Origin of the sequence: Burkholderia sp. Ac-20353, from assembly GCF_017104785.1 — a bacterium.
Lineage (GTDB): Bacteria > Pseudomonadota > Gammaproteobacteria > Burkholderiales > Burkholderiaceae > Burkholderia.
The window spans coordinates 33487-47902 of record NZ_JAAGPL010000056.1; the positions used below are offsets into that span (position 1 = coordinate 33487).

Consider the following 14416-nt stretch of genomic DNA (forward strand, 5'->3'; position numbering starts at 1 on the left):
GCGCCGTTCCCAAAGACATCTCATCTAATCTTCCCCGGTTTATGTTTAGTGATGCGAAAACTCACGGTTTTGATGACCACTCAATAAGCGTTCGTATTCACCAACCCCTTCGCCACCGTCGCCAGCACGATCCGCATATCCAGCGCGAACGACCAATTCCGTAGGTAATAAAGGTCATACTCAACCCGCTTCTGCATCTTCTCGAGCCGGTCGGTTTCACCGCGATACCCGTTCACCTGCGCCCACCCGGTAATGCCTGGCTTGATCCGATAGCGATGGATGTATCCATCGACGACCTTCTGATACAGCCGATCATGCTCGATCGCATGCGGCCGCGGCCCGACAACCGACATCTCGCCACGCAGCACGTTCAGGAACTGCGGCAGCTCGTCGAGACTCGTCCGCCGGAGGAAGCGCCCGACGCGGGTAATACGGGAATCGGTCTTCGTCGCCTGCGTCACCACGCCGGCTTCTTCGACGTGCACCCGCATCGTCCGGAACTTGAGGATCTTGAACTCTCGCCCGTCCGCACCTTTGCGGTATTGCTTGAAGAAAACGGGCCCGCGCGACGACAGCTTCACCGCGATCGCGATCATCACCATCAACGGCATCAGCGACAGCAGCGCCATCGCGGCGAACAGGCGATCGAAGATTTCCTTCTGAAGCATCGCGTGGCGCGGCAGCGGCGACGCGACAAGGTTGATTGCCGGTGCGCCCACCAGATCGATCATCGCGCCATCGAACAACGCGACACTGCGCACGTCCGGAATGAAGCGAATATTCACGAGTTCGTCGCCGAATTCGTTGACGAAGCGAAGGATTGTCGCCTCTTCCGACAACGGCAGCGCCAGCCAGATCTCCTGCACGCCACTGTCGCGCACGTGCTTCGCGAACGTGTCGAAATCGCTGAACGTCGGCACGCCCGGATGCGCGCCCTCCACGACCGGACGCAGATCAAAGATCGCGTTTGCGCGGAATCCGCTGGCCGGGGAGTCATCCAGTTTCCGCACTACGTGATGGCAATGCTGCCCATAGCCGACTACCGCGACGCTACGCAGGTTGAGGCCTGCTTGACGCACGCCCCGCAGCGCCAGATGCGTGGCGATGCGTGACGCAATCAGTGCGCCGCCCGTGATCGCGGTCCAGTAGACGAACCAAAGCCGCGAGACGACATCCGCACGATGCAGCGAAAACATCAGGATGATTCCGCACGCCTGCACGATGAGCCATGCGAGCGAGATCGTTCCGATCAGCCGCAACATCGAACGGCCGCGCCAGGACTCGTACACGCCGAATGCCGGAAACAGCACGAGCGAAAACGCAATGCCGAACGTAACGACGGCGCTGTCGAAATGGTTTTCGGCCACCGACAGAAAGCGGAACTGCGAAGCCACGAGCGAACCCGCGACAATCAGCACGACATCGAGCAGACGTGCCAGCAACCCTTGTAGCCCGAGCATTTTTCAATCCTCCGTCTTGATCCGAGTCACGCAATTCGCCAATGCTTCACCGACGCCCGTAGGTGTCCTCAAAGCGCACGATGTCGTCTTCGCCGAGATACGATCCCGATTGCACTTCAATGATTTCGAGCGGCAACTTGCCGGGGTTCTCGAGCCGGTGCGTAATGCCCAGCGGGATGAACGTCGACTGGTTCTCGCTGAGCATGAATTGCTCGTCGCCACGCGTCACGAGCGCGGTGCCGCTCACAACGATCCAGTGCTCCGCGCGATGGTGATGCAACTGCAGCGACAGGCGTCCGCCCGGCTGCACGACGATGCGCTTGACCTGGAAGCGATCGCCTTGATCGATCGAGTCGTAGTAGCCCCACGGGCGTCGCACCTTCCGGTGCGCATCCGCTTCCGGCGCCTGCTGCGCACGGATGCGGCTGACGAGCCCCTTCACGTCCTGCACGCGCGACCTGTCCGCCACCAGCACTGCGTCGTCGGTTTCGACGACGACCACGTTGGTCACACCGACACACGCGACGAGGCGCCCTTCCGAATGCGCGAAGCTCGACGTGGCGCCCTCGAACACGACCTTGCCGCGGCCGACGTTGCCGTCCGTATCCTTGTCGAGCGCTTCCCACACGGCATCCCACGAACCCAGGTCAGACCAGCCAGCGTCGAGCGGCACGACCACACCCTCGGCCAGGCCCGCCTGCGAAGCGAGGCGCTCCATCACTGCGTAGTCGATCGAATCCGACGGTGACTCCTGGAACGCATCCGCGTGAGGCCGGAAGAACGGACCGTCGTCAGTGCCGTGCTGGTAAGCCGCGACGCATGCGGCGTGCATGTCGGGTCGCAGCGCACGCAACGTGTCGAGCCAGACGCTTGCGCGCACGACGAAGATGCCGCTGTTCCACCAGTACAAGCCTGATTCGAGATATTGCTCGGCCAGCTCGGCAGCCGGTTTCTCGACGAATCGTTCGATGCGGTACGCATCCGAGCCGAGCTCGTCGCCGAGGCGGATGTAGCCGAAGCCGGTGTCAGGCCGCGTCGGCGGAACGCCAAGCGTCGCGATCGCACCTCGCCGCGCATGCTCGATCGCAAGCACGAGCGCACGATGAAATCCGGCGGTATCGGCAATCGCGTGATCGGCGGGCATCGCGACGACGATCGCGTCTTCGCCATCGGCGAACGCAGCCGCCGCCGCAAGCGTCAGTGCCGGCGCCGTGTCCCGGCGGGCCGGTTCGACGACGATGCGCGCGTCGATCCGGCTCGCACGCAGCTGTTCCGCCGTCACGAATCGATGCTCTTCGCCGCAGACGACGATCGGCGCCCCCAACGTGCTCGCATCTGACGCGAATCCCTTCATGCGCTGGACAGTCGCCTGCAGCAACGAATCGGTGCCGAGCACGCCAATCAGCTGCTTCGGATATTGCTCGCGCGACATCGGCCACAAGCGCGATCCCGATCCGCCTGCGAGAACGACGGGGGCGACACGAACGCGCGCATTGACAGCGGCCCCGGCAACCGGTGCGGCCGAGTCAATATCACCCTTCGCTGATTCGATGGACTCCGTCATGATTTGCACTCCTATTCGTTCTATAAACGATTCAAACGTTTTGCCGAGGTAATGCGAGCCCATCTTTCCGCCGAAACCGTCCTACGCTTCGTCTTCCGTCGTGTTCGCTCGCGCACGCATCCGGTATTCGGACGGTGTCGCGTCCATCCGCTTGCGGAAAATCTTCGCAAGTCGATCACCGTTGCCCCACCCGCATCGCCGCGCAATCGTGCCGATCGGCAGATCGGTTCCGGTCAGCAACTGCATCGTCCGCACCAGCCGGACCTCCCGAAGAAACTCGGACGGTGTCGTACCGATTTCCTGCTTGAAGCAACGCAAAAAATTCCTTTCGCTCATCGCTGCGACACGCACTGCGTCGCTGACCGATATCGCTCTTTCACAATTCTGCTGCAACCAGCGTGCCGTCGCCCGAGCCCGTTCCGCTGACGTCGTCCTGCGCGTATCAGGCAGCTGCTCGATCGGCTCGGCGTCGCCATTCAATGCCAGGCGTGCTGCAATCCCGCGTGCCGCTTCGCTGCCGAGGTCGCGCTCAACGAGCGCCAGCGCTGCCCTTGCCGGCGGCCCTCTGTCATCCGCGCCAGGCGTCGCTTCGATCGCGCCGCCCACACTCCGCTTTGCCCACGCCGCGTCGAGCAGCATCCTGCCCTCGCCGATCGTCTGAACGATGCCGGTTTGCGGCACGACGGTCCGCAACCAGTCGATCACTCGCGTGTCCCGCGCCGCGCGCCGCGCGCCTTCTCCGCCGGCAACGAACAATGCATCGAATGCACGCGCCGAGCCTGCATCGCACGCATATGTCCAGACGCTGATCGCCAACGACCACGCCACACTGCCACCTTCCGACGAATAGAAGCGAACGTCGTACAGCGGTCGACCATTCGAGCGTGGCGCATAGATCTCGTTGGCCATCTCGAACACTTCAGTTACTACGCCTGCCGCGAGCAGCGAGAATCCGTCGAACACGACAACACCAATGTCCCGAGTCTCGCGCCGCCCTTTCTTTCCCGCACCGGCTACTACTCCGTCTTCCGAATAGTCGAGACCTGTTTGCCCCATAGAGTGCTCTCGGACGTTGAACCGTATCGCCATCTCGCGTTCGTGAAGGACATTGCTGTCCCGTTGCGTCGCATCATACCGAGACCGCCGAATGGCGAAATATCGCTGGCCGATTCGAACAGAAAGTCGTCCGATTAGTCTGCGGGATTTCCCGGACCGCTCATGCGCGACGCTTTCGCACTCGCTCCATTCGATCGGACGACAAACGAAGCCGGCATAAGGGCACGAGCAGTCGCATTGAACGTGGCTGACATACGCTGGGAATGGCGCCGGATGCGGCAGCGCTTTGATCCGCGCACCACCGCTTGCTCATCGCAAAGAATGCACAGCGTGATGAGGGCACATGTCGGGCGCCTCGTTGGCGACTCGACTGGCCACGCGTTCGTTCGGGAAGATGGCCGGTTCGGCCAGATGTCTTGCACGCGTACGGCTAGCGTCGATCCGCCAAATGTCCGGTCGGCGAATGGTGCAAACGATGCGATGCAGCAAATCGATGCGGCCGGTTGCCTGAGGATTCAGGGTTTGCGCGAGATACGTGCGCCGGCCGGCCACGTCCCGCGCTCATGCTTCGTTGCGATCGCTTACGACAGCACTGCGCTCGCGATGAACGATGCGATTCCCACCGGCAACGCCAGAATCGCCAGCAGCGCCATGCGCTTCAACGTCCGCGCACGCGCCGTCTCCCGCGAACCGCGCGCGCGATGCGACTGGAGCTCGAGCAGCAGCATCCCCTGGTTATGCCGCGCGCCCGCCCAGAGACCCGAGGCGACGCTGGTGATCGCATAAACGGCGATCCATACGAAACAGATCCTCGAGAGAATCAGAAGTGCGGTGTTCATGTCGGTCGTGCTCCGCGTTGTCAGCAACACAGGCCACAACGGGCGGCGGCCAGATCAATCCCGCTAGCGTACATTGCATCGCAGCATGGTGGACAGGACAACATTTCCGCTGAATCCGCCATATAAATTACCGATTGCTTCCTGTCAGTGTTCAAACGGATTATCGGTATCGCCACATATCACGTCGGCGCGATCACGCGCGGACGATTGCCGATAACGGACCGTCCATGCGACGGACGCGCTTCACGACTGGATGGAGGTGCGATGTGACCGGCTTCGGGTCGCCGGCTTGACGGAATGAACAGGCATTGCCCGACAGGCATATGCTCTGCAGTCCTTCTTGACTGCGTTGCCGACCGAAACCGAACGGAACGCGATGCAACGAGCCGAGCAACGAAACCAGCTACGCGGCTTCGTTCATGTTCGACCCGGACGGAATAAAAAGGCCTGCGCGCAAGGCTGCGCGCAGGCAAAGTTCCGAGGAGGTTCCGGGGATGATTCTTCTCCTCGAAAGGCCAGTTGAGAGCTTAGCGTCGCTGAAATCGTCGTGCGCACACATGGCGGACGGAACCACGATCATGGCCGATTGGAAATGCTTCCTCTCGAGAATGAATGCGAAACGCGCGACGCGTTGGCACACGCCGGCACACGCCGGCACACGCACTTCGCATCTTCGGCCCGCTATTGGCGGAATGCTTCGATGTTTTGGCCGACGTGCTTCGTGACGGTACGCCACGATGTAGCGCATGTGTGCAGCGGCATGTAGCGTGACATCACGCGAAGCATGGGCGTGATGCATTCGGACTACGTCATGCTCCGATCGCCGCTCGCCCGCACGCATTCGCTGAACCGTCCGGAGCCGATCGATCGACCATGCTGCCACTCGACACCTTCCTGCGCGTTATCGACGCGACGCCGCTCATCGCGATCGATCTGATCGTCCGGAACGACGAGGGTAGCTACCTGCTCGGCCATCGCGTCAATCGTCCTGCGCAGGGCTTCTGGTTCGTGCCTGGCGGACGCATCCGCAAGAATGAACGCCTCGACGACGCGTTCCGCCGCATCACACGCGACGAGCTCGGGTGCAGCGATCTCGAGCGGTCCGACGCCGAACTCATCGGCGTGTACGAACACCTGTACGACGACAATTTCGGCGGCGAGCCGGGCGTATCGACGCATTACGTGGTGCTGGGATACAAGCTGCGCGAAAAAGTCGATCTGGCGGCGCTGCCGAATGCGCAGCACACCGCCTATCGATGGGCAGCCGTCGGCGAGATCGTCGTCGACGACACCGTTCATCCGAACACGCAAGCGTATTTCAGCACGGCATCATCAGAAGATTGATAGTTGCTCACGCAACCGAATAACAGGAGGAGACACATGCCGGCGCCCGGCACACTGCGCACACGCCCCATCAGGCCACGGGTCGATCGATCCGGGTCGGGCATCGCACCGCGCGTGCCCGACCCTGCAATTCCGTCAGGATGTCGAACCGGTCATCCATTCCGGCGCGTTCGTGGCGGATCCATCCTCCGCCAGTGCGTACATGCCGTTGCGCGCGGCCGTGCGATATTCGGTCGGCGACATCGACAGGTGCTGGCGGAACAGCTTCGCGAGCCGGTCGCCGCTGCCAAGACCGGTGCGGCGTGCAACCTTGTCCGCAGGCAGATCCGTCTCGACGAGCATCGAGCATGCCTTCTCGAGCCGGACCCGCAATACGAACTCGGTGGGCGTCACACCGATTTCGTTCTTGAAGCGCCGCAGGAAATTCCGCTCGCTCATCGCGGCGGCCTGGGCCGCGTCCGCGATCGAGATGCGGTTCGCGCTGTTGACGCGCAGATGGTGCGCGGCAGCACGAATCAGTTCGCTCGCCCGTGCCTCGCGCGGTCCGAACGCGGCGCCCGTCAGCTTTCGGTTCGCGCCCGGCATCATGCTGCCGACGATTTCCTGTGCGATCTCGTAACCCATGTCGTGCGCGACGATCGACAGCGCTGCCGCGAGCATGCCTTCGTCCTCGTCGCCGGACGCGTCGGATCGCTGATTCGCACCGGGTGCGGCACTCATCGTGGACGGCATCAACGGCGCCGTGCCCAGATCCTTCTGATTCAGACGGATTCGCGCCAGGAGCTTTCCGCCTCCGCTCGCCCCCTTGACCACACGCGCACGCTGATGCGCGCTGTGCAGCCAGGTAACCAACCGGTCGTCGTGATCGCTCGCCTGATCTTCGCCACCAAGGACGAACATCGCGTGAACCGCACTCGCATCGAGCATGCGCGGCGCATCCGTCCAGATCTGCACGCCGGACGACGAGCGAACCGGGCCGCCATGCGCGGAATACAGGCGCAGCTCGTAACGATCCGCGAATGCGGATTTGATGCGACTCAGCTGATTCGCGTGTTCGAATACCGCAGCCAGCTTGCCCATCTGCATAACGGAAAATCCATCAAGCAAAAGCACGATTACGCTTTCTCGCTGACGGCCGACGCCCATCCCGCGACCACGGCTCACGTTCAACCCCGTTCTCGATATGTTCGACATTGATTGCATCATCTCTGCCTTTTAACGTTTTTTTACATTTTCTGCAGCGCATCATATTCGTCCAAATAGGTGCCTGCCGTGTCGGCGTCGGATTTCGCCTTGCTGTTGACGGAATCAGTCAAGGACGTGACCCGGCACCAATTTTGTGAAATTCGGTATGAAACCGCACATTCGTTCTAATCGTGCACGCCAATCATTGATCTAGATCATTGATTTTCTTACTTCTAGTTACCCCCGACGTAACGAGCTCGCCCCGCACGGTGCGACAAGCATAATGTGTGCCAAGGTAGATCTGATAAGACGGTGACGGAATTTCCCACCGAATACGGAAGAAGTATGGAGAAACGCGCGGTAATTGTTCGTAACGTCGTAGGAATACCCGCGTTAAGCGCTTCCTGAAGAGAGCCAATAGGGTGAATCGGTCAGCGGATGCACACGAGAGAATCTCATGCGACTGCGTCGCGTGATTTCCTCAACGAAATCCTGTTTAGCGTTTGCGCGGATGCAAAAGCAGAGAGCCGTCACACTATTTGATATCGAGCCTTCAGCATGAAGTATGTGCATTTGTCTGAGTAATAATTATGTAATATTCGGCTTTGGCAGGCCGTCGCTATAGCGGATAAAGCAGACACGTCGCGCGCCAGCGATTCGATTATTTATCGGCGAATGTTCAGCCAGCGTTGATGCGCGGTGACGAACGCGATGAACTCAGACGGGAGACACACACCTTGCCGCCCGAATCTCTACGGGCGTGGCTTTGGCAATTGCATCGCGTCGTCGCGGTTCGATGTCCGTCATGTTTCGCCGCCCGTCCGTCGTGCCCCATTTAATTGATGAGGATGACGATGTATTTGCCGATCATTTCGACTACGATGCGTGTGGTCGACATTCGCGCGTGGCGTCACCCGGCGCTATAGCGTCGTCGAGCCCCGACTCATCATCAAAGTGCACGGGTTGCCGCAATCGCTGCCAGCGCTGAGCGCGCGGTGATCGATCAAAGGGGGAAAGACTCGACGAAATCGAACTCAAACATTCTTGGTCGCCTTGATCAGGCACTCGGACAGCTTGTCGAAATGCCGTAACGCGGCCGGAGTGAGTTCGATCTGTTTGCGCCGAGCGTCTTCGGTATCGCTGAGCATGATCCACCCCTTTTCGCGCATCGACGTAATGCGCGCGTGAAGCGTGGCTGGGGACCCGAGTTCGGCATGCGCGATCATTTCGCGCACGGACAGCCGTTCCTTGTTCTGCGTCGAGCGGGCGACAAACTCCAGGATGCGCTCCTCCAGCGGATCGAGCGAAGGAAGCGACGGCAGGCCGCGCAATGCTTCGGCGAGTTGCAGGAATCGGAGGTAGATGTCGGCTGGGCGTGTCATGGCGTTCGCTCCATGCGCCGCGATTTTCGCCGAGGTGGACCGCAGGCTATCATGCGAAATGGTGAATTCAGAACTGTCGCAATCTTACACCGATGCCGAGCCTTCGTTTGCCTTTCACATCGATCGTCGGCACGGCTGCCGCGTTCATCCTGTCGCTGTGGTTCAACGAAGCGATCTTCACGCACAGCGAATTCGTACGCGGTGTGAACTGGGTCTACCTGCCGTCCGGCATCCGGCTGCTGAGCACGCTCCTGCTAGGCGGCTATGGCGCAATCGGCCTGCTGATCGCCAGCTGGCTGGTCGATTTCTTTTACTTCTTTCCGCACGACCCGGTCCGCTCGTTCGTCGGCGGGATCCTCGCGACCGTCGCCCCCTATGCGGTCTATCGACTGGCGCTTGAACACTACGGCCTGCGCGCGTCGCTGACCAATCTCACACCGAGGCGGTTGCTCCTCCTTGCGGTCGCCTACTCGATCGCGAATCCTTTGCTTCACTGCGTCTGGTTCGCATTGCAGGGTGACACGCAGCGCATTGGAGAGAGGTTCTTCGCGATGATGGTTGGCGATCTCAGCGGCGCATTGATCGTGCTTTACGCGGTCAAGGGCGTGCTGGCCTTGCTGCCGGCCGGTGCGACGAGCCAGCCGAGACGCGGTTAGTCAGTATGATTCCCTGTGGGGCAGAGGGGCTGGCCTGCAGCGAAGAATCAGCCGCGGATTAACATCGCAGCCAGAGCCGCACGATGTGGACACGCCACACCCGGCGATTTGCGAGCAGAGGCGGCATGGAACACGCTCAACATGTGTCTTGACATTCATAAGGACTCGATCACCGTTGCCTACGCCTTTGGCACGGGAGCGTCGAACTCCCTGGCAAAGTCGATGCGGCGTAGATTGACATCGAACCCCGGTGTAAGCGCCCGCAGTTGAAGGGGCACATCCGCAGCGCTACGAGGCCTGTACGCGTGCCAATGGACTCTATCGGCAACTCGCGCAGAGCGGATTTGATTAAATTGTGTACACACCGTCGCTGATTCATAGGATGCCTGATGAATTCATCAAGACCGATTGACGTGACTCCGTGAAGCTTGTGCGATCGCTGCGCGCCGCCGACCTGTCAGCGGTGTATGTGCCCAGCGTCGAAGACGATGCGTTTCCCGATCTGGCACGCATGTCGGTCGACGCCAGGGACAATCTGAAGCGTGCGCGACAACGGATGAAGGCCTTTCTGCTCTCGCACGGGGTGCGCCACACAGGCAGTTCCGACTGGGGACTGGCACATCGACGCTAGCTGACCACGTTTCCGTTCTGCAACGCCTGGCAGCAACTGATATTCGAGGAACTGCGCGCGTTACATGAGCGCTTCGCGTTCCAGCAGAGTGATGTGCATCTGTTTCCACTTATCTGGTGCCCGGCCGAGACCGCGCAAGCGAGCCGGTAAAACGGCGTGTGAACCGGGTCTGGTATCGTCGCCTCGCGGAAGACCACCGGCTGTCGCTGCTTCTTGTACGGAACAGCACCCAACGCGAAGGCTCGAAGCGCTTTGGCCCATTACCATACTACAACCCGCCCAAGGTACAGGAGATCCGGTTCTAGTTGACTTATCCGATCTACTGCATCGGAAAGCAAGCACAGACGTTGCTCTAGGCGGTTGCACGCCTCAGGCGCGATTTCAAGCGGAAGGCATGAATCGTGGCCCGAGAAGGCGACGGGCGCGCCACCCAACGCACGCCACCATGCCAAGCTTACGATCGGCGCCGCGGCTTCGCGGAATGGCATGCTGCATGCCAATTGCCGCCAGCCGAACCGCGTAAGCCATTTCTATCATTGCAATGTCAGTTCGCTGTCACGTTCATGCCTGTCAGATCGATTGGTCCAGCCGGATGGACTGCTGCGCGACTGGCCGTCGACTGTCATGCGGTTTAACTTGTGCCTCCGGGACGCCCAAAAACTTCCCCCGAACCCACCGCGCGACCGGCTTTTCAATCAGGCGTTCCGATGCTGAGGCAAAGAGAAAGGCAAGAATCACGATAAAGACCATTGCCATGACAAACAACAGAACGACAGGGACCTTCGACAAATGAGTGCCACTGATCTTTAGAATGACCCGAAAGCAGAAAATGGCAAGGAAGTGCCACATGTATAACCCATAGCTCTTCTCGCCAAGTCTCAACAGAAACCCAAATTGGATCGCAAGCCCGTCGAATGCTGACAGCAGGATAAGGAGAGCCCCGCCTGCGGTTGCAGCGATCACCGGGGCAAAAGCATGGGATCGTTCCATCCCGACACCCGTGACCAGCAAAGCGATGTACCCTACACCCAAAGCAGCAGAGGCGGAAATTGATGCGGCGGCGCTAGGTCGCCCGCTTCGGATTGTGTCGCGCAGGTACTCCCACATCAAGAACCCCAAGACAAAGCACGGGAATTGGGTCGGCGGCCAATAGTACAGAAACGTATTGTTCGACACACTGTCTATGCGAAACATCAGCAATCCGGCCAGAAGCAGGCCATAGCTCGCGAACAAGACGCATGCCGCCGTAATCCACAGTCCGCGTCGAGTTCGGGATGCGAGAAATAGGAGCGGAGCCACGACATAGAAGGCCATCTCCACGCCGATGGACCACCCCCCCGGCACCACGCTGTTGACTGCGCTCGGCACGAATTCGTGAAGGAATGCAACATTCAGGAGGACGTCGGCCGTGCCATGCGAGGCCGTTAAGTGCGTATGCATCCGCGCGGCATACACATCGAGAATGCCGTAGACGACGATGCCCACATAGTACAGCGGTGCGATCCTGACAATTCGTTTCACATAAAAACGGCGAAGCAACATCCCCGTCTTGCCCACCTTCTGGCGGTCATCCTCGAGCGCCATACAGATCGTGAAAGCGCTGATCACGAAGAACAACTGGACACCATACTGGCCGCTTCGAGCGATCGTTGCAAGCCATCCGGGTAGACCCGGAACCCATTCAGAAAGATGGACTGCCACTACCCCGAGTATTGCAAGTGCTCTACCAACGTCCAATGCATGGAGTCGATTGTCATGATTCACTGGTACACCTCGTTCATCAATGTGAGGCATTAAGGCGCAGCAGCAAACATCATTAGAGCCTGCCACCAGCCTCGACGACTCACGCCAGTTTAGCGATGTGAGATAGACCGGAAGCGCCAAAATACTTTATCGTCACGCCGTCCTCAGGGAAGGTCCGTTTACGTGCCCCTTCGTGCAATCCGGCCACGAGATCCGACAAACAGGCCGAAATTTTCCGGGTGGATTCCGGTTCGCCACCGCGGTCGTGCCTGACTGCAGACGGCTATGTTTTGGCGTTCCCGGACAGTTCCCAAACGCTACTCAGTCGCGAACAGTAGAGTCACAGTGCTTGGCGTTCGCCCCTTCAAACGAGCAAACTAGCCCGCAGCACAATCGATTCCGTGGTACCTCAAGCGCTGATTCGCGCGGTACTCGGTCGGCGTGATCTCAAGGTGGGCGCGAAACAACTTGGCCAGCTTTCCGCCGCCACCAATGCCGCTGCGGTAAGCAATCTTGTCGACCGGCAGGTCGGTATCGACGAGGAGCCGGCAGCACTTGTCGAGTCGTACGAAGGTCAGGTAATGCGAAGGTGTGACGCCCACCTCGCTCTTGAAGCGCCGCAGAAGATTTCGCTCGCTCATCGTCGCGATCCTGGCGGCTTCGTCGATTGCGATCGACAGATGGCCGTTCGCCGCGATCCAGCGTGCCGATGCCTGGATCGGTGCGCTGACGCCGGCATTCTCGGACAAGCGAACGATCGGTGTGAAAGGCGTGTCGACGGAGGGTGCGACAGCCACCTCGATTTGCTTCGCAATGACGGCGCCCATATCCCTGTTGATCAGGTTCAGCGCAGCGTAAAACGAGCTCGCTGTATCTGGGTAGGGGCTCGCCGCGGAAAAGCCACAGGCGGCATCAGAGCCGACCGCCGCGCGCATATGGCCACGCCCGGAACATCGAGGTTCGGTGGTCGGCTTCCGCGCACGTGCCGTCGTGATCGGAAATAATGCAACGCAATCCGGGATCGCGTGATCGAGCCATTCAATGACGCGATCGTCGTGCAACCCGCCGCGCGCGCCTGCTCCTCCTAGAAGAAAGAGTGCATGGAAGTCTTCCGGCTGGCGATGTGCATTGATTCCGTTGGTCCAAACGCACGCCGACGCGGTACTCACGACCATGCCGCCGGACGCTGACAACAGGCAGACGTCGTAATGGACTGCCGTGCGCGCGCACGACTCCGACAACGCATTCGCCGAGTTGAACACCTGCGCGACGGAAACCAGTTCGTCGAGTTCGAAGTGGGCGGAAAGCACGATGCCAACCGATTTCGATGCCCGACGACGATGCGCGATCGCACTCGGAGCGCGGTCTTCCCGATCGATGGGGGCTACGAATCCTGAGCCTGATACTCCCGCGTGTTGCTGCTGCATCTGTTCATCCTGGCGAATCGTTATAAAAATAATAACGATTCATGCGCGGGCTTGCAAGACAAGCATGCAACCGGCGCTACGCGAGCCACGCCCGCAACGCCGCCCGGCCAATCCGCCCCGTCAGCGGATCGACATGAAGTGCGAACGCAAACAGCGCAACGCACCCGCAGGCCAGACCAATCAGCAGAATCATCATGATCCAGCTCCGTGCGTCGCGGCGTACCACGCCGTCAGGAACCGGGCTTGGCCGCCCCTTCAGCATCCGGATTCGGCGTCAGCCTCAATCGCACGCGCAGCGGCTGCCGCATGTCGGGCGGCGGCGGCTCCGTCAGCGGGCCGGCAGCCGTCAGCAGTTTCCGCAACGCGGCATCCGCGCTCGCATTGCCGAGCGTGTCGAATTCGACGCGCGTGACCGTGCCGTCCGCGCCGATCCACGCACGCACGACAATCGCCGGCGGCGGCGCGTCGGCTGTCGCGTGCACCACGCGATCCTCGAGATACGCGTGCAGCGAGTCGGCCGCGTCCCCGTCGACCTCCAGCCATCCCTGGAACTGCCGCCCGACCAGCTGCGCGTAGCTGACCCATGTCTGCGGCACGTCGGCCGTTTGCGCGCTCGCCGGCGTGCCCGTGACGAGCGCCCACGCGACGACGAACGCCGCCGCCGCGCCACCTGCACGATTCATCTGGTTTCGCTGCTTCCGCTGCATGACCACCCTCGATTGCCTCACAGTCCGCGCGTCGCGCAATCCGCCGCCGCGCCCGTAACCCCGCATTGCCAAACCATTGCACGCGCCGTCCGCCGTCCCGCGATCATCCCGAGATCACCCCGGTTCAACCGGCACGTACAGCCGCGCGCCGCCGCGCTGCACGAGCAGCGCGACCGTGCCATGCGCGCGGTCGATCTCGCCCGCCAGCGCACCGGCGGTCGCGACCGGCGCGCCGTTGACCGACAGCACCACGTCGCCGGCCATCAACCCCGCGCGCGCCGCCTCGCCGCTCGCCTGCTCGATCACGAGGGCCTGGTTCACGCCGAGCTGCCGCCGTTCCTGTTCGTTCGCCGGGCGCAGCGCGAGCCCGATCCGTGTAAGCCCCTGCCGGTTGCCGTTCAACGCTGTACCGCTCTCGAACC

General features: G+C 61.0%; 13 protein-coding genes and 1 pseudogene. 4 read left to right on the plus strand and 10 right to left on the minus strand.

Translation table 11 applies throughout. The features are described from left to right. Window positions 1–80: 80 nt before the first annotated feature. The 4 genes from G3N94_RS18100 to G3N94_RS18115 form a co-directional block, all read right to left on the minus strand. Entirely contained in the window at window positions 81–1460 is a 1380-nt protein-coding gene (locus tag G3N94_RS18100) for an undecaprenyl-phosphate glucose phosphotransferase (protein ID WP_205793985.1), read from the minus strand. Between the two features lie 46 nt (window positions 1461–1506). Continuing rightward, window positions 1507–3024, minus strand: coding sequence for a mannose-1-phosphate guanylyltransferase/mannose-6-phosphate isomerase (locus G3N94_RS18105; protein ID WP_205793986.1), 1518 nt, complete (start codon window positions 3022–3024; stop codon window positions 1507–1509). An 81-nt stretch (window positions 3025–3105) separates the two neighbouring features. Then, window positions 3106–3663, minus strand: a complete 558-nt coding sequence (locus G3N94_RS42430; RefSeq protein ID WP_241021920.1) for a helix-turn-helix domain-containing protein — start codon at window positions 3661–3663, stop codon at window positions 3106–3108. Window positions 3664–4661: 998 nt separating this feature from the next. Continuing rightward, a complete protein-coding gene (locus G3N94_RS18115) occupies window positions 4662–4919 on the minus strand; it encodes a hypothetical protein (RefSeq protein WP_205793988.1) in 258 nt (85 codons plus the stop codon). A gap of 873 nt (window positions 4920–5792) precedes the next feature. Between G3N94_RS18115 and G3N94_RS18120 the strand changes: the two genes are divergently transcribed. Continuing rightward, complete coding sequence (locus tag G3N94_RS18120; RefSeq protein WP_205793989.1) at window positions 5793–6263, plus strand: GDP-mannose mannosyl hydrolase; 471 nt, start codon at window positions 5793–5795, stop codon at window positions 6261–6263. A gap of 135 nt (window positions 6264–6398) precedes the next feature. On the opposite strand, the gene G3N94_RS42435 is transcribed toward G3N94_RS18120, so the two are convergent. Then, on the minus strand, window positions 6399–6983 hold the full coding sequence (locus G3N94_RS42435) for a helix-turn-helix domain-containing protein (RefSeq protein WP_241021921.1): 585 nt from the start codon (window positions 6981–6983) through the stop codon (window positions 6399–6401). A gap of 105 nt (window positions 6984–7088) precedes the next feature. On the opposite strand from G3N94_RS42435, the gene G3N94_RS42440 reads away from it, so the two are divergent. Next, window positions 7089–7460 carry a hypothetical protein gene (locus G3N94_RS42440; protein WP_241021922.1) on the plus strand — a complete coding sequence of 124 codons (372 nt, stop codon included), beginning with the start codon at window positions 7089–7091 and terminating at the stop codon, window positions 7458–7460. Window positions 7461–8482: 1022 nt separating this feature from the next. Here G3N94_RS42440 and G3N94_RS18130 read toward each other — a convergent pair. Then, the gene (locus G3N94_RS18130; RefSeq protein WP_205793991.1) at window positions 8483–8830 is read right to left on the minus strand and encodes a winged helix-turn-helix domain-containing protein; all 348 of its coding nucleotides are present in this window, start codon (window positions 8828–8830) and stop codon (window positions 8483–8485) included. Window positions 8831–8922: 92 nt separating this feature from the next. Here G3N94_RS18130 and G3N94_RS18135 point away from each other — a divergent pair, with 92 nt between their 5' ends. Continuing rightward, window positions 8923–9486 (plus strand): hypothetical protein, encoded by a 564-nt coding sequence (locus G3N94_RS18135; protein ID WP_205793992.1) that lies wholly within the window; start codon window positions 8923–8925, stop codon window positions 9484–9486. Between the two features lie 141 nt (window positions 9487–9627). Continuing rightward, window positions 9628–10362, plus strand: a pseudogene (locus G3N94_RS42445) (hypothetical protein); the annotation flags it as partial. Window positions 10363–10687: 325 nt separating this feature from the next. Here G3N94_RS42445 and G3N94_RS18145 read toward each other — a convergent pair. The 4 genes from G3N94_RS18145 to G3N94_RS18160 form a co-directional block, all read right to left on the minus strand. Next, window positions 10688–11911 (minus strand): acyltransferase, encoded by a 1224-nt coding sequence (locus G3N94_RS18145; protein ID WP_241021923.1) that lies wholly within the window; start codon window positions 11909–11911, stop codon window positions 10688–10690. 326 nt (window positions 11912–12237) lie between these two features. After that, complete coding sequence (locus G3N94_RS18150) at window positions 12238–13287, minus strand: helix-turn-helix domain-containing protein (protein WP_205793995.1); 1050 nt, start codon at window positions 13285–13287, stop codon at window positions 12238–12240. A 230-nt stretch (window positions 13288–13517) separates the two neighbouring features. Next, on the minus strand, window positions 13518–13970 hold the full coding sequence (locus G3N94_RS18155) for a YbaB/EbfC family DNA-binding protein (RefSeq protein WP_205793996.1): 453 nt from the start codon (window positions 13968–13970) through the stop codon (window positions 13518–13520). A gap of 138 nt (window positions 13971–14108) precedes the next feature. Then, on the minus strand, window positions 14109–14416 hold a 308-nt coding region (locus tag G3N94_RS18160; protein WP_205793997.1), incomplete at its 5' end, for a PDZ domain-containing protein.

Bases quoted from the DNA above. Each gene is read 5' to 3' on its own strand.
- G3N94_RS18100 (WP_205793985.1), bottom strand. From the start codon at position 1,460: ATGCTCGGGCTACAAGGGTTGCTGGCACGTCTGCTCGATGTCGTGCTG.
- G3N94_RS18105 (WP_205793986.1), bottom strand. From the start codon at position 3,024: ATGACGGAGTCCATCGAATCAGCGAAGGGTGATATTGACTCGGCCGCA.
- G3N94_RS42430 (WP_241021920.1), bottom strand. From the start codon at position 3,663: ATGCTGCTCGACGCGGCGTGGGCAAAGCGGAGTGTGGGCGGCGCGATC.
- G3N94_RS18115 (WP_205793988.1), bottom strand. From the start codon at position 4,919: ATGAACACCGCACTTCTGATTCTCTCGAGGATCTGTTTCGTATGGATC.
- G3N94_RS18120 (WP_205793989.1), top strand. From the start codon at position 5,793: ATGCTGCCACTCGACACCTTCCTGCGCGTTATCGACGCGACGCCGCTC.
- G3N94_RS42435 (WP_241021921.1), bottom strand. From the start codon at position 6,983: ATGAGTGCCGCACCCGGTGCGAATCAGCGATCCGACGCGTCCGGCGAC.
- G3N94_RS42440 (WP_241021922.1), top strand. From the start codon at position 7,089: ATGCGCGCTGTGCAGCCAGGTAACCAACCGGTCGTCGTGATCGCTCGC.
- G3N94_RS18130 (WP_205793991.1), bottom strand. From the start codon at position 8,830: ATGACACGCCCAGCCGACATCTACCTCCGATTCCTGCAACTCGCCGAA.
- G3N94_RS18135 (WP_205793992.1), top strand. From the start codon at position 8,923: ATGCCGAGCCTTCGTTTGCCTTTCACATCGATCGTCGGCACGGCTGCC.
- G3N94_RS18145 (WP_241021923.1), bottom strand. From the start codon at position 11,911: ATGCCTCACATTGATGAACGAGGTGTACCAGTGAATCATGACAATCGA.
- G3N94_RS18150 (WP_205793995.1), bottom strand. From the start codon at position 13,287: ATGCAGCAGCAACACGCGGGAGTATCAGGCTCAGGATTCGTAGCCCCC.
- G3N94_RS18155 (WP_205793996.1), bottom strand. From the start codon at position 13,970: ATGAATCGTGCAGGTGGCGCGGCGGCGGCGTTCGTCGTCGCGTGGGCG.